Annotated in this window: 22 protein-coding genes; 11 read left to right on the top strand and 11 right to left on the bottom strand. The window is 36.8% G+C overall.

The features are described from left to right. The first annotated feature begins 56 nt into the window (after positions 1-56). Positions 57-440 (top strand): fluoride efflux transporter CrcB, encoded by a 384-nt coding sequence (gene crcB / locus RCG21_RS23530; RefSeq protein WP_133338026.1) that lies wholly within the window; start codon positions 57-59, stop codon positions 438-440. Continuing rightward, positions 437-796, top strand: coding sequence for a fluoride efflux transporter CrcB (gene crcB / locus RCG21_RS23525; RefSeq protein ID WP_133338024.1), 360 nt, complete (start codon positions 437-439; stop codon positions 794-796). The genes crcB (RCG21_RS23530) and crcB (RCG21_RS23525) overlap by 4 nt, the downstream gene beginning before the upstream one ends. A gap of 41 nt (positions 797-837) precedes the next feature. Here the strand turns inward: crcB (RCG21_RS23525) and yidC are convergent, their stop codons facing one another. Next, positions 838-1,629: a membrane protein insertase YidC gene (gene yidC, locus RCG21_RS23520; RefSeq protein ID WP_133338022.1), complete on the bottom strand. Its 792-nt coding sequence runs from the start codon at positions 1,627-1,629 to the stop codon at positions 838-840. Positions 1,630-1,650: 21 nt separating this feature from the next. Then, complete coding sequence (locus tag RCG21_RS23515) at positions 1,651-1,950, bottom strand: hypothetical protein (protein WP_133338020.1); 300 nt, start codon at positions 1,948-1,950, stop codon at positions 1,651-1,653. A 189-nt stretch (positions 1,951-2,139) separates the two neighbouring features. Between RCG21_RS23515 and RCG21_RS23510 the strand changes: the two genes are divergently transcribed. Then, a complete protein-coding gene (locus RCG21_RS23510; RefSeq protein WP_133338018.1) occupies positions 2,140-3,720 on the top strand; it encodes a cation:proton antiporter in 1,581 nt (526 codons plus the stop codon). A gap of 26 nt (positions 3,721-3,746) precedes the next feature. Here RCG21_RS23510 and RCG21_RS23505 read toward each other — a convergent pair whose 3' ends face one another. The 4 genes from RCG21_RS23505 to RCG21_RS23490 all read right to left on the bottom strand — a co-directional run bounded on the left by RCG21_RS23505 (position 3,747) and on the right by RCG21_RS23490 (position 8,733). Next, on the bottom strand, positions 3,747-4,478 hold the full coding sequence (locus RCG21_RS23505; RefSeq protein ID WP_133338016.1) for an urease accessory protein UreH domain-containing protein: 732 nt from the start codon (positions 4,476-4,478) through the stop codon (positions 3,747-3,749). 422 nt (positions 4,479-4,900) lie between these two features. Next, positions 4,901-5,641: a pyruvate formate-lyase-activating protein gene (pflA, locus tag RCG21_RS23500; RefSeq protein WP_133338014.1), complete on the bottom strand. Its 741-nt coding sequence runs from the start codon at positions 5,639-5,641 to the stop codon at positions 4,901-4,903. Positions 5,642-5,702: 61 nt separating this feature from the next. Then, positions 5,703-7,928: a formate C-acetyltransferase gene (gene pflB, locus RCG21_RS23495; RefSeq protein ID WP_133338012.1), complete on the bottom strand. Its 2,226-nt coding sequence runs from the start codon at positions 7,926-7,928 to the stop codon at positions 5,703-5,705. A gap of 352 nt (positions 7,929-8,280) precedes the next feature. Next, positions 8,281-8,733, bottom strand: a complete 453-nt coding sequence (locus tag RCG21_RS23490) for a cupredoxin domain-containing protein (protein ID WP_133338010.1) — start codon at positions 8,731-8,733, stop codon at positions 8,281-8,283. Between the two features lie 224 nt (positions 8,734-8,957). On the opposite strand from RCG21_RS23490, the gene mprF reads away from it, so the two are divergent. Further along, the gene (gene mprF / locus RCG21_RS23485) at positions 8,958-11,486 is read left to right on the top strand and encodes a bifunctional lysylphosphatidylglycerol flippase/synthetase MprF (RefSeq protein WP_235824904.1); all 2,529 of its coding nucleotides are present in this window, start codon (positions 8,958-8,960) and stop codon (positions 11,484-11,486) included. A gap of 24 nt (positions 11,487-11,510) precedes the next feature. Here the strand turns inward: mprF and modB are convergent, their stop codons facing one another. Next, positions 11,511-12,179, bottom strand: a complete 669-nt coding sequence (gene modB, locus RCG21_RS23480; protein WP_232489970.1) for a molybdate ABC transporter permease subunit — start codon at positions 12,177-12,179, stop codon at positions 11,511-11,513. Positions 12,180-12,335: 156 nt separating this feature from the next. Continuing rightward, on the bottom strand, positions 12,336-12,599 hold the full coding sequence (locus RCG21_RS23475) for a hypothetical protein (RefSeq protein ID WP_133338004.1): 264 nt from the start codon (positions 12,597-12,599) through the stop codon (positions 12,336-12,338). Positions 12,600-12,695: 96 nt separating this feature from the next. Here RCG21_RS23475 and RCG21_RS23470 point away from each other — a divergent pair, with 96 nt between their 5' ends. Continuing rightward, positions 12,696-13,184, top strand: coding sequence for an Hsp20/alpha crystallin family protein (locus RCG21_RS23470; protein WP_133338002.1), 489 nt, complete (start codon positions 12,696-12,698; stop codon positions 13,182-13,184). A 90-nt stretch (positions 13,185-13,274) separates the two neighbouring features. Beyond that, positions 13,275-13,718, top strand: coding sequence for a hypothetical protein (locus RCG21_RS23465; RefSeq protein WP_308913851.1), 444 nt, complete (start codon positions 13,275-13,277; stop codon positions 13,716-13,718). A gap of 30 nt (positions 13,719-13,748) precedes the next feature. Here the strand turns inward: RCG21_RS23465 and RCG21_RS23460 are convergent, their stop codons facing one another. Further along, a complete protein-coding gene (locus RCG21_RS23460) occupies positions 13,749-13,991 on the bottom strand; it encodes a YkuS family protein (protein WP_133337998.1) in 243 nt (80 codons plus the stop codon). 84 nt (positions 13,992-14,075) lie between these two features. Between RCG21_RS23460 and RCG21_RS23455 the strand changes: the two genes are divergently transcribed. Further along, a complete protein-coding gene (locus RCG21_RS23455; protein ID WP_372512723.1) occupies positions 14,076-14,222 on the top strand; it encodes a YuzL family protein in 147 nt (48 codons plus the stop codon). A gap of 55 nt (positions 14,223-14,277) precedes the next feature. Here RCG21_RS23455 and RCG21_RS23450 read toward each other — a convergent pair whose 3' ends face one another. After that, a complete protein-coding gene (locus RCG21_RS23450) occupies positions 14,278-15,897 on the bottom strand; it encodes an ABC-F family ATP-binding cassette domain-containing protein (protein WP_133337994.1) in 1,620 nt (539 codons plus the stop codon). Between the two features lie 204 nt (positions 15,898-16,101). Here RCG21_RS23450 and RCG21_RS23445 point away from each other — a divergent pair, with 204 nt between their 5' ends. Beyond that, on the top strand, positions 16,102-16,236 hold the full coding sequence (locus tag RCG21_RS23445; protein ID WP_256218458.1) for a hypothetical protein: 135 nt from the start codon (positions 16,102-16,104) through the stop codon (positions 16,234-16,236). A gap of 60 nt (positions 16,237-16,296) precedes the next feature. On the opposite strand, the gene RCG21_RS23440 is transcribed toward RCG21_RS23445, so the two are convergent. Further along, on the bottom strand, positions 16,297-16,899 hold the full coding sequence (locus RCG21_RS23440; protein WP_133337992.1) for an SCO family protein: 603 nt from the start codon (positions 16,897-16,899) through the stop codon (positions 16,297-16,299). A gap of 129 nt (positions 16,900-17,028) precedes the next feature. On the opposite strand from RCG21_RS23440, the gene RCG21_RS23435 reads away from it, so the two are divergent. The 3 genes from RCG21_RS23435 to RCG21_RS23425 all read left to right on the top strand — a co-directional run bounded on the left by RCG21_RS23435 (position 17,029) and on the right by RCG21_RS23425 (position 20,396). After that, a complete protein-coding gene (locus RCG21_RS23435) occupies positions 17,029-17,418 on the top strand; it encodes a CidA/LrgA family protein (RefSeq protein ID WP_133337990.1) in 390 nt (129 codons plus the stop codon). Next, positions 17,402-18,079 (top strand): LrgB family protein, encoded by a 678-nt coding sequence (locus RCG21_RS23430; protein WP_308913850.1) that lies wholly within the window; start codon positions 17,402-17,404, stop codon positions 18,077-18,079. Before RCG21_RS23435 ends, RCG21_RS23430 begins: the two co-directional genes overlap by 17 nt. Positions 18,080-18,470: 391 nt before the next feature. After that, the gene (locus tag RCG21_RS23425; protein WP_308913849.1) at positions 18,471-20,396 is read left to right on the top strand and encodes an endonuclease MutS2; all 1,926 of its coding nucleotides are present in this window, start codon (positions 18,471-18,473) and stop codon (positions 20,394-20,396) included. Positions 20,397-20,448 lie beyond the last annotated feature (52 nt).

Below are 20,448 nucleotides of genomic sequence, written 5' to 3'. Positions count from 1 at the left end.
ACATGGATATGTTAAAATGAAATGGATTTTTTATTCAGTTATTGAGGTGTTTAAACTTGGTCTATTTATTTGTTGGAATGGGTGGATTCATTGGAAGTTTATTGCGATATGGTTTATCCCTTCTAGCAGTTAATATTTGGGGGGAACGTTTTCCAATTGGCACCCTTTTGATTAATTTAACTGGAGCTTTTCTGCTAGGGTGGTTTACAAGCAGGTTTGGCCAATCCAAAAAGCTTCACCCCTATTTAATTACTGCTTTTTCAACAGGAGTGGTTGGTTCTTATACTACTTTTTCAACTTTTTGCTTGGAAACAGTTCGCCTAATAGAAGCAGAGGCCTATTTTAAAGGATTGATCTATGTTTTGCTTAGTTTATTTGGCGGTCTTTTATTTGTAAAAATGGGGCAGAATTTTGGGGATGAAACGAGGAAAGAAAAATGACTGAAGTACTATTTGTCTCACTTGGCGGATTTTTTGGGGCCATTGGCCGCTTTATCATAAGCAAATCGTTTCAAAAACATAGCCAATCTGGATTCCCAATTGGGACCTTAACAGTCAATTTAATCGGTGCTTTTTTGTTGGGACTTATTGTTGGAATTCCCATTAAAGGTCATGTGTATAGTTTGCTTGGTGTTGGTTTTATGGGTGCATTTACAACTTTCTCAACATTTAAGCTGGAACTCACGGGACTTATAAAAAGTAAAAAAAATAAATTTTTTTTACGATATTTAGTCATCAGTTATCTTGCCGGAATCATCCTTGTTTTTTTGGGTATTTTAATTGGAAAGGAAATATAAAAAGGAAGCACCTATAAAAGATGCTTCCTTTTTATTTACTTTTATTTTTGCTTAACGGCTACTTCTTCTTTTTTATGATTTTGATACAATTTTCGGCTGATCATGGTTTGAATGATTAAGAAAGTTCCCCCGACTACCCAATAAAGCGGTAGCGCAGCTGGTGCTTGAAACGAAAACATTACAATCATTAACGGAGAAAGTAATCCCATATATTTCATTTGCTGTTGCTGTTGAGTAGGCATGTTGGATTGGGAAACCTTAAACTGAAAATAGTAAATTAAACCGGCAATAATCGTAATCGCAATATCAGGATGTCCAAGGCTAAACCATAAAAACTTATGATGAGCAATTTCTTGTGATCCACGTATTGCATAATAAAATCCTGTTAAAATTGGCATTTGAATAACGATTGGTAAGCAGCCCATATTTAATGGATTGACCCCATGTTTTTGGTAAAGACCCATCATTTCTGCTTGAAGCTCTTGCTTCTTTTTCGGGTCCTTTTCAGCCTTCATTTTTTTTTGGATAGCATCCATTTCAGGCTTAAGCACGTCCATTTTTTCCTTCATGACCATTTGATTTTTATATTGTCTTAACATTAATGGCATTAGTATGAGCCGGATGATCAGGGTAACAAGAATAATGGCTAATCCATAATTACCATTGAAAAAATCAGCGACAGAATGAATGACCACCGCGAATGGCTGTACAAAGTAAGTATGGAAGAAGCCTGTACTCTTTCCACTTTGAGCCTGACTTGAACAGGCTGAGAGTAATAATGTTGTGATTGATAATAGTGCAATCAATAATAGTGAAGATCGTTTTGTTTTCATATTTCCTCCTAAAAAGTGTGGTTAGATTGTATATAAGTAAAGAGAGGAAACAGGATCTTCAGGATCATCCTGTGAACATTTTTTTCTACGAATATATTTGACAATTCTAATTAAAATAAAATTCCCATTTAAACGGCTTTTTTCTTTATAAAAATAAATAGGGTGAATAATTTTTGTGTCCGAAGGATTAGACAAGGAATCCATAAAGGAATATTTTACACTCCAAGCCAGCAGAAATTTCAATGAAATCCCTAAATAGAGGCTGACATAGAGGGCTGTAAGTGTATTGATATCGGAATGATCGATTAGAATTTGGAACAAAAATTTTCACCTCGCTTTTAAGCCAATGATAAGAGTATAAAGGAGTTTTAGCAAATAATCAAATACTGAATTGTGGAAGGAATAATAGATTGTGAGAAACACCTTCACTCAACTGTTTTCGGTTTATTTTTATTAAAAAAGAGAAAAGTAAAGTTGTTGGTATCCATTTGCACAAAAGGAGTTTTATTTTTGAAGGAATTAGATGTGCATTCTATTTTTGTCATTGGCTTCGTACTCATTTTGCTTGCTGCCTTCGTTACAGCCATTGCCAAGAAATTAAAACAACCCTATCCAATTGCATTAGTTTTGGTCGGTGCATTGATTGGCCTTACCGATTTTTCTGCTTTAGTTTCATTAAAAAACTTTATTACACAGGGGGAAGTTTTTCATTTTGTCATCGTAACCCTGTTTTTGCCGGCACTTTTAGGGGAAGCTTCGCTAAAACTTCCTTTTCCTCAGTTAAAAAATAATAAGCTTCCAATTCTGGCTCTTGCCTTTGGGGCAACGTTAATATCTTATTTGGTTGTTGGGTTTTCATCCTACTTTCAACTGAATTTGTCGATACAAGCTGCTTTTGTTTTTGCCGCATTAATGAGTGCTACTGACCCAGTAAGCGTTTTATCGATTTTTAAAAGTGTCGGGGTCAATAAAAAATTAGCCATCATTGTGGAAGGGGAAAGCTTATTTAATGATGGTATGGCAGTTGTTCTTTATCAAATTTCAGCGTTTTATTTATTAACTTACCTGGATATGGGCTGGGAAGGTTTAGGAATGGGAATCTGGATATTTGTGAAGGTCATTGTTCTTGGGCTCATTGTGGGAGGAGCGCTGGGATACGGATTCTCCATTTTAACAAAGTTTTATGATGATTATCCGCTTGAAATCATCTTTAGTATCATTTTATTTTACGGTTCCTATTTATTAGCTGAAAGTGTGCATGGTTCAGGTGTGATTGCCGTTGTAGTAGCAGCTATTATTTTAGGTAATTTTGGCGCCAGGATTGGCATGTCTCCGACAACAAGATTAAATATAGGAAACTTTTGGGATGTTGCCGCCTTATTAGCCAATTCAGTCGTGTTTTTAATGGTAGGTCTCGAAATTACAAAAATCGGTTTAAGCAATAAATGGGGGACAATTATTGGTGCGATTCTGATTGTTTTAATCGCAAGAAGTGTTGCGGTCTATTTAAGTCTTATCTTTAATAAAGATTTCCCATGGGCTTGGAAGCATATAATTAATTGGGGAGGACTAAAGGGCTCTCTTTCCATTGCCCTTGTTTTAAGTCTTCCCTACAGTTTCAATGGTAGAGATGAATTGCTCGTGTTAACGTTTTTCGTTGTCCTTTTCTCCTTAGTGGTTCAGGGACTGACGGTCAAACCATTGATTACAGTCTTAGGCGTTACGCCTAAAGAGCGGGGGTCATTGGAGTATGAACATTTGATTGCAAAAATTCATCGCTTTGATTCAGCTATTGAAGAAATAACCAGGGTAAAAAGGAAGTTATTCATAACCGAACCGGTTTCAGCTGAAATGGTGACCGAATATCAAGAAAAAAAATCCCGTGTTGAAACGGAGCTTCAAGAATTATATAAAATTCATTCTGAATTAAAGGAAAAACAGAGGGATTTATTATCGAGACAGGCATTATATGCTGAACATGAGGCCATAAGCCATCTTCATAAAGATGAAGTCATTTCAAATGATATTGCAAACTTGGAGGAGGTCGAAGTAATGGACCTTTTAGTAAAGTTAGATGAAAAAAATCATTAAAAAATGCGGACAGATTCCGCATTTTTTTAAATCCAATATGTAATGGTATCCAATATCCCGAGAAGGAGTAGAAAGGCTCCGGCCGTTTTCTGTACCAGTAAACCAAATTGTCGGCTTTTTTTCATAATTGCCCCATCCATTCCAAGAAATGAAATCATAAACATAAAGATAAGGAGTGGAAGGGATGTACCGATAGCGAAAATACTTGGGAGAACTGCACCGTAACTAGAACTTAGCACAATTGGCATCAGGGTCAGGAAAAACAAAACGAACATGGTTGGGCAAAAAGCAATAGAAAAAGTGACTCCCATTATGAAAGATCCGAAAATCCCTCCGCTCTTTTGATTGGGGATATATGAAAAGAGCCGGTTAATCCAGTTTAATTGGATCATTCCAATTAAAAATAAACCTAAGAGGATAATAAAGGGTCCAATTAATTTACGGAAAATGGCAAAGAAGCTGGTAATCGCTGTTTGGAATTCTTGACCAATCAGCCAAACGGCAAGTCCTAAAGTAGAAAATACTACAATTTTACCAAATATAAAAAAGAGTGCCTCCACCCATGTTTTCTTTGTTTGCAGGCTTTTATTTCCGTAAAAAGTAATGGCGCTAATATTGCTGGTAAGCTGACAAGGAGCAAGGGCACCAATTAACCCCAGTAAAAAAGCAGCAAGCACCGGAATTTGTTTTGTTTCATAAAATAAAACTTGAAACGGACTGCTTAAAACTCTGCTGATGGAACTAAAAATGTCATACATAATTACTCACCCCTTTAAAGACTGTTTGTACTATACTATTAATTTATCAAAAATAAATGCAGATAGAAGGGAGTTCACAATATAGTAAGAAAAAACACCGAATCCGTTTTGATGAAGGACAGAATCAGGGGAGAACCAAAAAAAGTGTCCTTACAGAGGGTTGGAAGGACAGAATCAACGAAAACTCAAGAAAGGTGTCCTTCCAGAGGTGTTGGAAAGACAATATCAGCGGAAACCCAAAAAAGGTGTCCTTCCAGATGTGTTGGATGGACAGAATCAGCGGAAACCAAAAAAAGTGTCCTACCAGATGTGGTGGAAGGACAGAATCAGGGGAAACTCAAGAAAGGTGACCTACCAGAGGTCGCAGAAGGACAAAACCAGCGGGAATCCACACAAAGTGTTCTTCCAAAATAGGCTACATTTTATTTTTCTTCCCAATGTGCCGTAAGCATTTCATAGGCAATTTTTATTTTTTCCTCGCTAGGAGGTTCAACCCTTTTAAGTGGATACTCATGCCCCAATGCCTCCCATTTATATACCCCAAGCTTATGATAAGGAAGAATCTCGACTTTTTTAACATTTTCAAGGGTACCGATGAATTCTCCTAGCTGCTCAAGGTCCTCTGGGTCATCTGTAACTGTGGGAACGAGGACATGCCGTACCCAAATTGGTATCTTACGTTCAGATAAAAACTTTGCAAATTCAAGAATATGGTCATTCGCCATCCCAGTTAATTGAATATGTTTCTTTCGATTAATATGTTTTAAATCAAGTAAAATTAGGTCCGTAAATTGTAATAACTCCTCGAGTTGCACTATAAAATGGGTAGAATGTGAGAAGCAACCCCCAGATGAGTCTATTGTGGTATGGATTCCCATCCGCCGACATTCCTTAAATAATTCTGTAAGAAAAGGAATTTGCAGCAATGGTTCCCCACCGCTAACGGTAATCCCACCGCCAGATGCTTGAATGAAAGGGAGGTAACTCATGAGGTCATCCATCACCTCAGAAACTGTAATTTGTTTTCCAGTGCCAATTTCCCATGTATCGGCATTATGACAAAACTGGCAGCGCAGCAGACAGCCTTGAGTAAAGATTACATAACGAATTCCTGGGCCATCTACTGTCCCTAAAGTTTCGATTGAATGGATATTTCCGTTCATGGTTATTTTCCCCTTTCATTTTAAGGAAGGAGCCCCACCTAAGGGGAGCTCCAATGTTTAATTAAAGTGACTCATGGAAAGTACGGTTAATGACGTCGAGCTGCTGCTCTTTTGTTAATTTAATAAAGTTAACCGCATATCCGGAGACTCGAATAGTTAGCTGTGGATATTGTTCCGGATGTTCCATCGCATCAATGAGTGTTTCCCGATTAAATACGTTAACATTTAAATGATGTCCGGATTTGATTATATAACCATCCAGGATGGATACAAGGTTGCGAACTCTTACATCTTCCTCTTTTCCTAATGCCTTTGGAACAATGGAAAAGGTGTTTGAAATTCCATCCATTGCATAGCTGTAAGGCAGTTTTGCGACAGAAGAAAGGGAAGCTAGGGTTCCTTTTGTATCACGTCCATGCATTGGGTTTGCGCCTGGTGCAAATGGTTCACCTGTCCGGCGTCCATCCGGTGTATTCCCTGTTTTCTTACCATAAACAACGTTTGAGGTAATCGTTAAAATCGACAAGGTATGAACAGATTCACGGTAAGTGTGGTGCTTTCGAAGCTTTTTCATAAAGCTTTCAACAATTTTTATCGCAATGCTGTCAACCCGATCATCGTTGTTCCCGTATTTTGGGAAGTCTCCATTAGTTTCAAAATCTATGGCAATACCATTTTCATCGCGGATTACTTTTACCTCGCCGTATTTAATGGCACTTAGAGAGTCTGCTACGACACTTAAACCGGCAATGCCAGTTGCCATTGTCCGAAGAATCTTTGTATCATGCAGGGCCATTTCAATTCTTTCATAGCTGTATTTATCATGCATGTAATGAATGATATTTAAGGTATTAATGTATAAACCTGCCAGCCATTCCATCATTTGATCAAACTTTTGCATGACTTCCTCATAATCTAATACATCCGCTTTAATTGGCTGATACTGAGGGCCAACCTGAATTTTTAATTTTTCATCAATACCCCCATTTATAGCATAGAGAAGGGCCTTGGCAAGGTTAGCGCGTGCCCCGAAAAACTGCATTTGCTTGCCAATTTCCATTGCAGATACACAGCAGGCAATACCATAGTCATCGCCATATTCTGGACGCATGATATCGTCGTTTTCATATTGAATGGAGCTCGTTTTAATTGACATCTTCGCACAATAGTTTTTAAAGTTTTCCGGAAGCTGGGCGGACCATAAAACAGTTAAATTCGGTTCCGGTGCAGGGCCTAAATTATCTAATGTATTTAGGAATCGGAAGGAGCTTTTTGTGACCAAAGGACGCCCATCCAATGCCATGCCACCAATTGATTCCGTTACCCATGTAGGGTCGCCGCTGAATAATTCATTATAATCTGGTGTGCGAGAAAATTTTACTAGGCGCAGCTTCATAATAAAATGGTCTACTAGTTCCTGTGCCTCTGTTTCTGTTAAAATTCCATTCTCTAAATCTCTTTCAATATAAATATCGAGGAAGGTTGAGACACGGCCAAGACTCATTGCAGCACCGTTCTGCTCTTTAATAGCGGCTAAATAGCCGAAATACAGCCATTGAAACGCCTCGGCCGTATTTTTAGCAGGTTGGCTTATGTCAAATCCGTAGCTTGCTGCCAATTCTTTTAATTCCTTTAAGGCACGATATTGCTCTGATAATTCTTCACGTAAACGAATATTCTCTTCTATCATCACAGCGCTTGTGTTGTTATAATCCTTTTGTTTTTCTTTGATCAAGAAATCGACACCATATAAAGCGACACGGCGATAATCCCCAATAATACGCCCGCGTCCGTATGCGTCTGGAAGTCCGGTAATAATTCCTGCTTTTCGTGCATGCAGCATTTCAGGTGTATAAGCATCAAAAACACCTTGATTATGGGTTTTACGATAATCAGTAAAAATTCTTTCAATTTCGGGATTTAATTGATAACCGTATGATTCGCAGGCTTGTTTTGCCATCCGAATCCCGCCAAATGGCTGTAAGGAACGATTGAATGGTTTATCTGTTTGAACCCCAACTACTTTTTCGAGTTCTTCATCAAGATAGCCAGGACCATGAGAGGTAATGGTTGAAACTGTTTCGGTATCCATTTCCAAGACGCCGCCGTTTTCACGTTCTTGTTTGGTAAGAGCCATAACTTGTGCCCAAAGTTTATTGGTTGCTTCAGTAGCACCGGTTATAAATGAATCATCTCCCTCGTATGGAGCGAAATTTTTTAAAATAAAATCGCGAACATTTACTTCTCTCGTCCAAATACCTTTGTTAAAACCTTGCCATTGTTCCATGATTTTTCACCTCTAATTTTTTAAGAAACATATAACAGATTTGATATTTATATCTTACATTCAGTATAACAGTTAATTTGTGAAAAACATCACAAATAAAAGGTGTAATTGTTAAGATATTGTGAATAAAGGTTTTGTAAGAGGAATTCACTGTTTTTGTTTTTTAAGGTAAAACTTACTGTATTAGAATAATCACAAGGGAATTTCGGGGCTGTTATATAGAAGGATATTCATAATAATAGGCTGTGTTAAACTTGGTTGTTGATTTCCGCTCCAATCAACGCTGTTTAAAAATAAATATTGTTCTTTTACAAAGCATAATAATAAAAGCAGGAGAATAATCTCCTGCTTTTTAATCCACAACAATATCTGCAATCATTGGTCCATTATGTGCCTTATCTGAATGGACTTCACAAACTAATCGGTAGGTGCCTTCTTTATCAAATTGAAGTGGAACCACTGTCTCTTCTCCTTTTTTTACAGTACCTTTAATACTGGTGCCCTCAATAAAAAAAGGATGTTCTTCCCCGTTTATTCCATTTATATATAACTCGGCCTTTTCACCCTTTTCCAAAACAATTGTACCAGGATCCCAGCGGTATGCCTCTAATTCCTTACCATCCTTTGTTTGTGTTTTATATTCCACCGTTACCATATGAATCTCACGAATTTTTTCATTTGATTGCTGGTTAAACACAGCTGTATCTCCAGCCCTTAATATAAACCAAGCAGAGACTGTTACGAGTACAAACCCAACAGCTAAGAAGAATAACAATGTTTCTTTCTTAAACACGAAAAATCTCATTTCTAAACCCCCCACAGATTTGTCCTAATTCATGTTTATGGGATAGAGCTAGAAAACTTGTCTCTTTTTTCAAACTTTTACCGCAAGAAATTCTAAACGGTTGGGGTTTCAATAAACTGTCTAGAATAGAAGTATGCAAGGTCAATCAAAAATAAATTGATTTCTTTTTCCTATGGAAAAGTTTATATTAAAATTAGTAGAGAAAAAAATAGGTGGTTATCTTGTTGGGGATCAAAAAAGAAAAATTATTAAAATCAGCAAAATTTATCTTTCCACTTTTTTTATTGATTTTTGCCATTGTTGAAATAAAGAAATTTACAGGAAATGTGAACGGACAATTACTAGAGGATGAACTGCATAAATTACATATCAGCATGCTAATTCTAATCCTGGCGATAACGTTTGCGGCCGTGCTTCCAATGCTGCTTTACGATGTACTGTTAGTTCGAATTCTTGGACTAAAGGTCCCTAAAAAAGAGCTTTTTGAGCAATCCTTCATCGCTAATTCTTTTTCCAATTTAATCGGATTTGGCGGTATTATCGGTGCGATGCTAAGAACCTATTTTTTTCATAGTCTTGAACAGGATAAGCGAAAGCTGTTAGGGGGAATCGCAACTGTTTCCCTTTTTTATTTAACGGGAATTTCAGCCCTATCGTGGTTTGTTACCCTATTCTATCATCACTTTCCATTGTTCAAGGATGTGAAATGGCTGTTTTTTGCAGTTCTTGGTGTCGGATTATACTTACCGGTATTTCTATTTATACATATTATAAAAAACAAAAAGGACAGTCCTTCCTTAATTACCATTAACTCGGCAATAAAACTAATTATTGTTTCCGTGGTCGAATGGTTTGCCGTTTTTATGGCCATCTGGATATTAAGCCATCTTTTTGGGATTTCGATTTCTTTTGAGCAGCTTTTTCCTGTATACATCATTGCTGCCTGTGCAGGGATTATTAGTATGATTCCCGGAGGCCTGGGCTCATTTGATTTAGTATTTATTTGGGGAATGCAGGATTTACATATACCGCAGGAAAAAGTGATTGTTCTTCTTTTATTTTATCGGTTTGGGTATTATATTTTACCGTTTTTGGTGAGTATCGTTCTGTTTGTCAAAATGTATTGGGAAAAATGGAACAGAACCTGGAGTAATTTACCAAAAATTATTGTGCAAGGGTTCAGCCATATTGTATTAACCTTGATGGTATTTTTATCAGGATTGATTCTGCTTTTATCAGCAAGTGTACCGGGCATCATGTCGCGTCTCAGGGTTGCACAGGAGATTCTGTCATTTCCGATTATAAATGTATCCCATCAGCTCTCGGTTGCCGCGGGTTTCCTTTTATTGGGGTTATCAAGGGGCATTGAGTATAGCGTAAAGAGAACATATGAATTAACTATGTTTGTCCTAATTCTTGCTGCGTTATTCTCTATTTTTAAAGGAATTGATTATGAGGAAGCGATTTTTTTAATTATTGTAGCCCTTCTTTTAAGAATGGCGAAGGGGCAATTTTACCGTGAAAGTTATGTTCTTACATGGGGGAAAACCTTATTTGATGTCACTCTGATCTTAATTATTACATCCATGTACATTTTAATTGGTTATTTAAATTTACCTTCAGCCAAATTAGAGATGCCTAGAAGATTTCTACCATTTGTAATTGTAGATTACCATGACTTATTCAATAGTGCCTTGATCGGGTTGATTATTGCCTTTTTTATCCTTGTATTTGGTTATTTAAGCAGTAAGCCGAAAAATTGGAAATTTGAGAAATCAAAAGGTCAAGAACAAGAAATCAAGTCTCACTTAACGGAATATAAGGCAAAGGTATTGTCCCATTTAATTTTTCTACATGATAAGTATATTTTTTGGAACAGTAAAAGGAATGTCCTGATAACCTTTCAGCAATATGCAGATAAGCTTGTGATTCTAGGAGATCCTATTGGGGAAAAAAGAGAGCTATCAAATGCAATCGAGGAATTTCAGGAAATTTCAGATCTGCATGGTTTCACCCCAGTTTTTTATCAGGTCAGTGATGAAATTTTGCCATTGCTCTATGGCAGTGGGTATGCCTTTTTTAAATTAGGTGAGGAGGCATACGTCAATCTTAAAACCTTTTCACTTTCAGAAAATAATATGAAGGATTTACGAATCTTACGAAACAAATTTATCCGGGAAGACTATCAGTTTGAAATGGTAAAACCTCCTTATTCGGAAGAGTTATTAAACGAATTAAATGGAATTTCAAACGACTGGCTCCAGGGTAGAGCCGAAAAGGGATTTTCTGTTGGGTTTTTTGACCGAGAGTATTTAAATAAAGGACCCATCGCCCTTGTGAAAAATCAAAGTAATCAAATTCTTGGTTTTATTACGATTATGCAGGTATACGATAACCAAAAAACGGTTTCCATAGATTTGATGAGGTTGAAACCGAATTTACAGGCGGGATTGATTGATTTTCTTATCCTTTCTTTAATTGATTGGGCGAAAGAACAGGGATATGATCGTTTTAATATGGGGATGGCCCCACTCGCAAATGTCGGTATGTCAAGATTCGCATCTCTAAGCGAAAAAGTTGCGGCCCAAATTTTCTTTCATGGGCACTTTATCTATGACTTCCAAGGGCTTCGAGGATTTAAAGAGAAATATACAAATATTTGGGAGCCAAAATACCTTGCCTATCGAAGAAAATCTTCACTGGCTTTTACAATGGCACAAATAACGTTATTGATTTCTAAAAAAAGAAGATAAAAAGCCATGGACAGCGAAAACTGTTCATGGCTTTTGCTTTACGGAGTAATTGGTTACGAAAAGCATTAAAAAAGAGATCACAACCATGGACAAAACTAACATCCACGCAAGTGACATATTCCCTGAATCCATTGCGACATAAATTGCAGTAGGGGCTGTTTGCGTTTTACCTGGTATATTTCCGGCAAACATTAGGGTTGCTCCAAATTCACCTAATGCTCTGGCAAAGCTTAAAATTAAACCTGTGACCATGGATTTAGCCGATAAGGGGAGCGTGACAAATAAAAAAACTTTCATTTCATTTGCTCCGTCTACTCTTGCTGCTTCTTCAATATCTTTATCTACCGATTGAAAACCTAATTTGACCGTTTGAAACATAAGTGGAAATGCAACAATCGTAGATGCGATTATAGCTGCCCATGTAGTGAACATGATTGATTGATGGAAAATTTCTTCAATCAAGGCACCAACTGGACTATTTCTTCCGAAAAAGAAGATCAGTAAAAAGCCAATTACAGTTGGCGGGAGGACAATAGGAAGCATTAGAATGGTTTCAATAAAAGCTTTCCCTTTAAATGCCCGCAATGAGAATAATCTTGCGAAAATAATCCCGAATAAAAAAACAATCACGACGGAAATCGATGCTATTTTTAACGATAAGGTAATCGGGGACCAAAATTCATTTGGAAACAAAATCATCAATCCAATACATTAAAGCCTTAATTTTTCGAATACAGGTCTCGTTGTCCTTCTTTTTAAATACTCATAGAAGAGGAGCAGATGTACTGTAATCATTATATCTAATTGGAGAGAATCCTCAAAGAAAAATACCACAATTTCATTTTTCGTTTATTCCTCCCTGCACGGAAACGGATTGCCTATTGTTTCAAAAGAACTTGGTGAGTCAATTTGATCACGATCATCTACGAAACTTCTATTCCCAAAAAAGTCGCTTTTATCACCAAAGTTTTGCCCATATCCTTGATTTTTTTTGTCTGAATTATGCCATTCAGCCAAAAGATTTTGACCAATATTTACAGCAGATGCATTTTCAAAGGAATTAATTTTAATCATAAATATATTTATATTAATATAGGGAACCGGAGCCGGCATGTTATCTCCTCCTTATGCTTGTGGTTAAATATATGCATTGTTCTTGAGGTTTATCCCGAATGAACGGGGCAAGAGATGAAGGAGATGTGTAAATAGATGGATATGGATAAATTAAAACAATGGCTGGAGGTCGCACAAAATATGCAAGGTGGCGATTTCTGGAAAAATATATTTGAACAGGATTTTGCAAAACAATTTATGAATGATCCTTCCTTTAAATCCCCTATTTACGGAAATGGTGAAAAAAATATGCGAGAGGATAAAAACTCGCGTACCTTTCCATCCATTGATATTTTGGAAGGGGAGGAGGAGGTAATGGTTTTAATCGAGCTCCCAGGAGTAAGGAAAGAAAATATTGAATTAGGCCTTAACGGAGATATTTTAACAATTAAAGGGACCGCACTGCCCATTCATCCTAATTTGAAAATAGCTTATTCTGAAAGGTTCTATGGTGAGTTTCAGAGACAGATTAAAATTCCGGATCAAATTAGCCCCAGCGAAATAAATGCAAAGTTTTGGAACGGAATTTTATTTGTCAGCTATCAACGGAAAATGGAAAAAGGAGAAATAATCCCGATTGACTAGAATACAGTCTCCTTTTCTTTATTTGGACATGTTTCTCTTTATCTCCCATATATATATAAGTAAGGATAAAATAAGGGAGCGTCCGCGCACATGTCACTAAAAGATTTATTCTTCATTTTCAATAAAAATGATGATGAAAAGGACTTAAAAAGAAAATTGACTTCCCTAGAATTAGATATAAAAGAATTGAAAAAATCTTTATTGGCAATCCAGGAGCAAGAAAAAGTCACGCAAGAGAAAATCATACATCATAAGGAACCACCTATTATTATTGAAAAAATTAACATTGAAAAAATCATTTTAGATAAATATGAGCTTAATAATAATTTTGGCCAGTTAGGAATTAAAGAATTGAAGGGGAAATTGAATATTGGTGCAACATATGGAAGTGAATATACCCCAAATCTAAATGAGGATGAAGAAAAAGTAGAAGAAGAGCCTGCCCGTAAGGAGAAAATATATAATCAAACAAATGGTTTTGGTCCGAAAGTCAACATTAACGCCAAAAAAGAAGAAGATATGAAAAAAGACTAAAGTTTTCAACCTTTAGTCTTCCTGAGAAAATCATTGCAGTCTGCTTTCCACCTGTTGGCATACTTCGTCAGCGGACATTCCATTGGCATCAATGACCGATCCCTTTGTATAGGTATCCTGCATTCCCATAACGTTAGAGTCCATTCCAGTAACCACACAGCAATCACAATTCTGCGCGTCTGATTCCTGCTTCAGTTCAACAACATCATAACCTTTTTCCCTTAGTGCCTGTTGAATATTTGTAAGAGATTGTTCTACTCCAATCTTTGCCATACAAAACACCTCCTCCTGTAGATTATCTTGCCTAAGTTTTCCTGAATTATTCCGTATAAGTACCGATATTTTTCCAAAACTATAATGGGAGGTGTTGATATGGGAAAGCGTAAAAAAGATGCTTCGACAATAGGGCTGAATTCTTCTCAGGTAGAAGGACAGGGGACGACAAATACCGAAACAGGAACGAGGTCTGAGCCATCGTCTCGTCGCAGGAAAAAAAGCCCCTAAGCACGACTCAAGCTTCACTGAAAAAAGCGGGCACATTTTTGTGCCCGCTTTTTTCTTATTGATACATTTCCGCTACTTGTTTTTGAATATCAGCATTTTCAAGATACTCATCATAGGTCATTTGTTTATCAACTAATCCTTTTGGTGTCAGTTCAAAAATTCGATTGGCAATCGTTTGAATGAACTGATGGTCATGGGAAGAAAACAAGAGAGATCCCTTAAAGTTAATTAATCCATTATTTAATGCTGTAATGGATTCCAAATCAAGGTGGTTGGTTGGTTCATCCAGCAGCAATACGTTTGCGCCATTTAACATCATTTTTGAAAGCATACAACGAACTTTTTCGCCACCTGAAAGCACACTAGCCTTTTTCAATACTTCCTCACCGGAAAATAGCATTCTTCCTAAGAAGCCTCGTAAAAAGCTTTCGCTTTCATCTTTAGGTGAAAACTGGCGGAGCCATTCCACAAGATTTAATTCACTGTTCTCAAAGAACTCGGAGTTATCTTTTGGAAAATAAGCCTGACTTGTTGTAATTCCCCATTTAAATGAACCGCTGTCAGGTTCCATTTCACCCATTAAAATCTTAAACAAAGTGGTCTTTGCAAGCTCGTTTGTTCCAACAAGTGCAATTTTGTCTCCTTTATTCATAAAGAAGCTAATATTATCAAGAACCTTCACACCATCAATGGTTTTTGTCAAACCTTCTACCCTTAATAGATCATTTCCGATTTCACGTTCCGGTGTAAAACCGACAAATGGGTAACGGCGTGACGATGGTTTGATATCATCTAAGGTAATTTTGTCTAATAGTTTTTTACGGGAGGTAGCCTGCTTGGATTTGGAAGCATTTGCGCTAAAGCGGGCAATGAAGCTTTGCAGCTCCTTAATTTTTTCCTCCTTCTTCTTGTTGGCATCAGAAGCCATCCTTGATGCTAATTGGCTGGATTCATACCAGAAATCATAGTTCCCGACATAGATTTGGATCTTACTGAAATCTAGGTCAGCGATATGGGTACAAACCTTGTTGAGAAAATGACGGTCATGGGAAACGACAATAACGGTATTCTCAAAGTTAATTAAGAAATCTTCAAGCCATTGAATCGCTTTTATATCTAAGTGGTTGGTAGGCTCGTCCAAAAGAAGGACATCAGGGCGTCCGAACAATGCTTGAGCAAGAAGGACTTTTACCTTCTCAGATCCTGTCAATTCAGCCATTGTTTTATAATGCAGGTCTTCTTCAATCCCAAGACCTTTTAGGAGAATAGCGGCTTCCGGTTCAGCTTCCCAGCCGTTTAACTCTGCAAATTCACCTTCAAGCTCTGCAGCCTTCATTCCATCCTCATCAGTGAAATTTTCTTTCATGTAGATGGCATCCTTTTCCTGCATCACTTGGTACAATCTTGCATGTCCCATGATAACAGTTTTTAAAACTTCATATTCTTCATACTCAAAGTGGTTTTGTTTTAATACTGCCATCCGCTCATTTGGTCCAAGTGAAACGTTTCCGGTTTGTGCTTCAATTTCACCAGAAAGTATTTTTAAAAATGTAGATTTTCCGGCGCCATTTGCCCCAATCAAACCATAACAATTTCCGGGTGTAAATTTAATATTAACATCTTCAAACAGTTTGCGGTCTCCATATCTTAAGCTTACATTGCTAACGGTAATCATAGTTAAAATCCTCCAAAACAAAATATCTATTTATTATACCATTAATAACTCATAGAACGAAACTATTAGTAATGGCAGTCCAAATAATTCGTGTGAACGGTTCATTCTAACATGAAAATATTTCTAAATTTTTTTTCGGGTTTTAACACTTTATTCATATTTTTGTTGTAGAATGTACGTATGATGTTAAAGAAGGTGAGAAGCATGGCAAAAAAGCAGCTTACAGAATTCGTTAATAAATTAAAAAAAGCTGGTATTAAAGTAAGTCTTACAAAACCAAAGTCCAATTACCTTTTATCCTTGCAGCAAATTAAAAGATATCCTTCATCGGTGAATTAAATAGGTTAAAAAAAGCGGTTAATCCAATGGACTAACCGCTTTTTTTAGTGAATGGTAAAACTAATTAATTTTATTCATGATTTTTTCATACACTTCTTTTTTGTCGAATTTTTCTCCCATTGGGAATTTGGCAATAAACTTATTATTTTGGTCTACTAAATAAGTATTCGTCGTATGGATAAATTGTCCGTTACCTGGATCCTTGTATTGAAATTGTAGAGAGGTGGCGATTTCTCTAATACTCTTCTGATCTCTCTTAATGTTCTGTCTATCCCCTGTTAAAAACAGCCAACTTTGATTACTGCTAATGCCGAATCCTTTCATGTATCCTTTTAATACCTTGGGAGTATCGCGGTAAGGATCGATGGTGATCGTAAGAAATTCGATATTCTTGCCAAAAACACCGCTTTTCTCCAATTCTTGTTTTAAAACATTCATTTTTTGCGTTGTTGTCGGACAAATATCAGGACAATGAGTATAAATAAATTCTACAAGCTTTAGCTTTGAATCATCCGCTCCAAATTTGTATGATTCTCCATTTTGGTTAATTAAGGTAATATTTGACGGTATTTTTGTGTTTGCATCCCGAATCAGAAAAAAAGCAATTCCAGCTGCTATACCAACGAATACAGCAAGAGTACATATTAGGTAGATCTTTTTCATTTTGTAATCCCTCCTATCAATAAGATAAAGAAGTTTTAAAAAAAATCATATGGATAATTTGTGAACAAAAGATAGTTGTTCATAAGTTTATACCTTATACTAAATAAAAACGGAGTGGGGGTTCGGTGGATGAAAAAGGGTTGGAAAATATTCTGCCAATTGTTGATCTTAGTTTTAATCTATCAAATCGGAAATTGGACCGTCCATTTTACACATTTAAAAATCCCTGGGAATGTAATGGGTTTGATGATTCTTTTAGTTCTACTCTGGCTTAAAATCATAAAAATTGACCAAATTGAACTTGTTGCCAGCTGGCTTTTGAAGCATTTAGGATTCTTTTTCATTCCAATTTCAGTTGGTTTAATGACTCTGGGTCCAACTTTACTTAATAAAGGGCTGCTTTTTCTGTTTATTCTTGTTATTAGTGCATTCATTGGATTGGTAACGGCTGGAAAAACAACTCAGGCTGTCATAAAGAAAAAAGAAAAGGTAGTAGATTATCATGATCACGTTATTTAGTATCCTTTTAACGCTGTTAATCTATAGACTGACAATTTTTTTAGCGGGAAAATATCCCACACCATTAACCAGCCCTGTGTTTTTAAGTACAATTTTGATTATTGCCATTTTACTGGGACTGCATATATCTTATGATGATTATACTCCCGCAAAGAATATCATGACCTTTTTGCTTGGCCCCGCTACAGTGGCTCTTGCGGTACCGATATATAAAAATTGGCATCTTTTATCTAAATATTTTGGTGCTGCATTGATTGGGTTGATTGCAGGGACTGTTATAACAATTGGCTCTGCCTTGTTTATGGCGAAAGCCTTTCTCTTTTCTAGAACCACTCTTCTTGCATTAAGTATCAAATCTGTAACTGTACCGGTGGCAACAGAGATTGGTAAAATATTAAAAGTGAACCTGCCGTTAATTGTTGCCTTTGTGATTATTACCGGAATGATTGGTGCGATGTTTGGTCCAAAATTATTAAACTTGTTTAAAATTGATCATCCGTTTGCCCGCGGCCTTTCGCTTGGCACGATTGCTCACGGAATTGGAACTGCTGAAGCGGTCAAGGAGGGGGAAATCCAAGGGGCAGTAGCTGGAGCAGCGATGGGAATTGCTGCAATTTTGACTTCCTGTATCTTGCCATATCTTATTCCTGTTTTACTTTAATAATTTCTAATCTGATTTTCTCTTCTATTATTGACAATTGGTTCCAAATTGAATATTCTATATTTGATAAATTGTAAAAAGTAAGGAGTATGTTTTTATGTTAGGTGTCGTTCTTAACTAATCCATGAATTGGATACAATCATTCCGTTAGCCTCATTCATTTTTTAAAAGGGTGAAAGAGGGTTTATTTGCTATGGGATGAAGTTAAGAACAATGAGCGAACATAAGCATACATTCCTTTTCGATGATGCTGTGTACACTTGTGTAGACAGTTTTTATTTTGGAGAAATTTATGCATGAAAAAATGAAGGGGAAAGACTCATTTTTTCACGTTGGCCGCAATGACATTGTTCATTGCGGCTATTTTTATTTTTAGGGAGGAAAAACCAAATTGAATCAACATACTTTTAAAACATTAGAATTTCAACAAATTAAAGAGCAGATTGCTCAATTTGCCTTAACAAACGAAGGAAAAGAAAAAATTCTAACTCTCATACCGTCTACCCATTTAAAACAAATTGAAGCATGGCTGGATGAGGTGTCAGAAGCAGTAGAAATTTTAAAAAAAAGCTCAAGTGTACCTGTACATGGGATGGACGGTATGAAACAGTTAATCCTGCAATTGAATAAGGGAGTAGCACTCCGTCCGGATCAACTGGCAAAGCTTTATGAGTTTTTGGACTGCTGCAGGAAAATGCGGAGATTTATGAAAGATAAGGAATACCTCGCTCCTAGAGTTTCCTTTTATTTCGAGGCAATGAATGATCTGCCTCAGCTTGCGAATGAAATTATCCGCTGTATCAGGAATGGCAGGGTTGATGATTATGCAAGCAAAGAATTATTAAAAATCAGGAAACAAGTCATTATTCATGAGGAACGCTTAAAAGAGAAAACCATGCAGTTGATTCGTTCCAATAAATATAAAACCTATCTTCAAGAAAATGTTGTCAGTCAACGAAATGGGAGATATGTCATTCCGATAAAAAAAGAATATCGGAACAAAATCAAAGGTAATGTCCTGGATACCTCTGCATCAGGTTCGACCCTTTTCATAGAGCCGGAGGAAATTTCTCTTTATCAGGATCAATTAACATGGCTAATAGCAGATGAAGAGGTAGAGGTACAAAAGGTGCTTGTTTATCTAACTGGTTTAGTCGAGGAAAATCAACAGCTAATTTGTTCAGCAATGGAAATTATGGTTCATTATGATTTTTTATTTGCGAAAGCAAAATATAGCCGTACCCTGAATGGTGTGAAGGCAGGGATCAATGAATCACATGAAATCCAATTAATTCAAGCAAGACATCCATTGCTTGGAGAAAAGGCAGTACCGTTAACACTGGAACTAGGTAATACAGCGAATGCATTAGTGATCACCGGTCCGAATACAGGAGGAAAGACGGTAACGATAAAAACCGTTGGGTTATTGACGCTAATGGTACAAAGCGGCCTTCATATTCCTGCAGCCCCGGGAAGTAATCTTAGTATTTTTCATCGTATTCTTGTTGATATTGGGGACGGCCAAAGCATTACAGAGAATTTAAGCACTTTTAGTTCTAGAATCGTGAATATCATTGAAATTTTAAAGGATACCAATGATCGAACATTGGTCTTATTAGATGAATTGGGATCGGGGACGGACCCTGGTGAAGGGATGGGGCTTGCAACCTCCATTTTAGAAACACTCTATGATAAGGGGGCTACATTATTTGCAACCACTCACTATAGCGAAATAAAGGAATTTGCCGAAGCCCATACTGGATTTATGAACGGATCGATGGAGTTTGATTTGGAGACGCTCTCGCCTACGTATCGCCTTCATATTGGCAGAGGGGGAGAAAGCCAGGCATTTGCGATTGCACTTAAGCTGGGAATCCATCCAAACATCATTGAAAGGGCACATGTGATTACCTATAAGGAAGAAAAACATTATGAAATGGCCGAAATCGATGCCTGGAAACGTAAAGAAATAGAAAAACAAATCATTGTCAACAAGTATCAAAAGCGGAAGGAAACTTTTAAGGAGTATGATAAGGTCCCAATTTATCATCAGGGCGACAATGTCAAAATTTCTCCTTCCAATGAGTATGGAATCGTCTATACCGGTCCAGATCAGCAAGGGAACTATCTTGTTCAAATAAAAGGAGAGAAGATTTCCGTAAACCATAAAAGATTAAAGCTTTATATTTCGGCAGCTGAGCTTTACCCGGTTGATTATGATTTTGATATTATTTTTCAGTCAAAGGAAACCAGGAAGAAAAGTAAAATCTTGTCTAAAAGGCATCATGAAGGGATTATCATTGACCATACTGAATAGGGAATCGATTCCTTTTCTCCTTGTCAAATATTGAATACAGGAGGAAAATGAA

The organism is Bacillus salipaludis, assembly GCF_030938565.1.
Classification (GTDB): Bacteria; Bacillota; Bacilli; order Bacillales; family Cytobacillaceae; genus Neobacillus; species Neobacillus salipaludis_A.
The sequence above is the reverse complement of the archived record's forward strand: the minus strand, read 5'-3'. Positions and strand labels throughout refer to the sequence as shown.

What these genes read in the sequence shown, in the direction of transcription:
- crcB (WP_133338024.1), top strand. Translation starts at nt 437, where the DNA reads ATGACTGAAGTACTATTTGTCTCACTTGGCGGATTTTTTGGGGCCATT.
- yidC (WP_133338022.1), bottom strand. Translation starts at nt 1,629, where the DNA reads ATGAAAACAAAACGATCTTCACTATTATTGATTGCACTATTATCAATC.
- RCG21_RS23505 (WP_133338016.1), bottom strand. Translation starts at nt 4,478, where the DNA reads ATGTATGACATTTTTAGTTCCATCAGCAGAGTTTTAAGCAGTCCGTTT.
- pflA (WP_133338014.1), bottom strand. Translation starts at nt 5,641, where the DNA reads ATGAACGGAAATATCCATTCAATCGAAACTTTAGGGACAGTAGATGGC.
- pflB (WP_133338012.1), bottom strand. Translation starts at nt 7,928, where the DNA reads ATGGAACAATGGCAAGGTTTTAACAAAGGTATTTGGACGAGAGAAGTA.
- RCG21_RS23490 (WP_133338010.1), bottom strand. Translation starts at nt 8,733, where the DNA reads ATGAGATTTTTCGTGTTTAAGAAAGAAACATTGTTATTCTTCTTAGCT.
- RCG21_RS23475 (WP_133338004.1), bottom strand. Translation starts at nt 12,599, where the DNA reads ATGCCGGCTCCGGTTCCCTATATTAATATAAATATATTTATGATTAAA.
- RCG21_RS23470 (WP_133338002.1), top strand. Translation starts at nt 12,696, where the DNA reads ATGGATATGGATAAATTAAAACAATGGCTGGAGGTCGCACAAAATATG.
- RCG21_RS23465 (WP_308913851.1), top strand. Translation starts at nt 13,275, where the DNA reads ATGTCACTAAAAGATTTATTCTTCATTTTCAATAAAAATGATGATGAA.
- RCG21_RS23460 (WP_133337998.1), bottom strand. Translation starts at nt 13,991, where the DNA reads ATGGCAAAGATTGGAGTAGAACAATCTCTTACAAATATTCAACAGGCA.
- RCG21_RS23455 (WP_372512723.1), top strand. Translation starts at nt 14,076, where the DNA reads ATGGGAGGTGTTGATATGGGAAAGCGTAAAAAAGATGCTTCGACAATA.
- RCG21_RS23450 (WP_133337994.1), bottom strand. Translation starts at nt 15,897, where the DNA reads ATGATTACCGTTAGCAATGTAAGCTTAAGATATGGAGACCGCAAACTG.
- RCG21_RS23445 (WP_256218458.1), top strand. Translation starts at nt 16,102, where the DNA reads ATGGCAAAAAAGCAGCTTACAGAATTCGTTAATAAATTAAAAAAAGCT.
- RCG21_RS23440 (WP_133337992.1), bottom strand. Translation starts at nt 16,899, where the DNA reads ATGAAAAAGATCTACCTAATATGTACTCTTGCTGTATTCGTTGGTATA.
- RCG21_RS23435 (WP_133337990.1), top strand. Translation starts at nt 17,029, where the DNA reads ATGAAAAAGGGTTGGAAAATATTCTGCCAATTGTTGATCTTAGTTTTA.
- RCG21_RS23430 (WP_308913850.1), top strand. Translation starts at nt 17,402, where the DNA reads ATGATCACGTTATTTAGTATCCTTTTAACGCTGTTAATCTATAGACTG.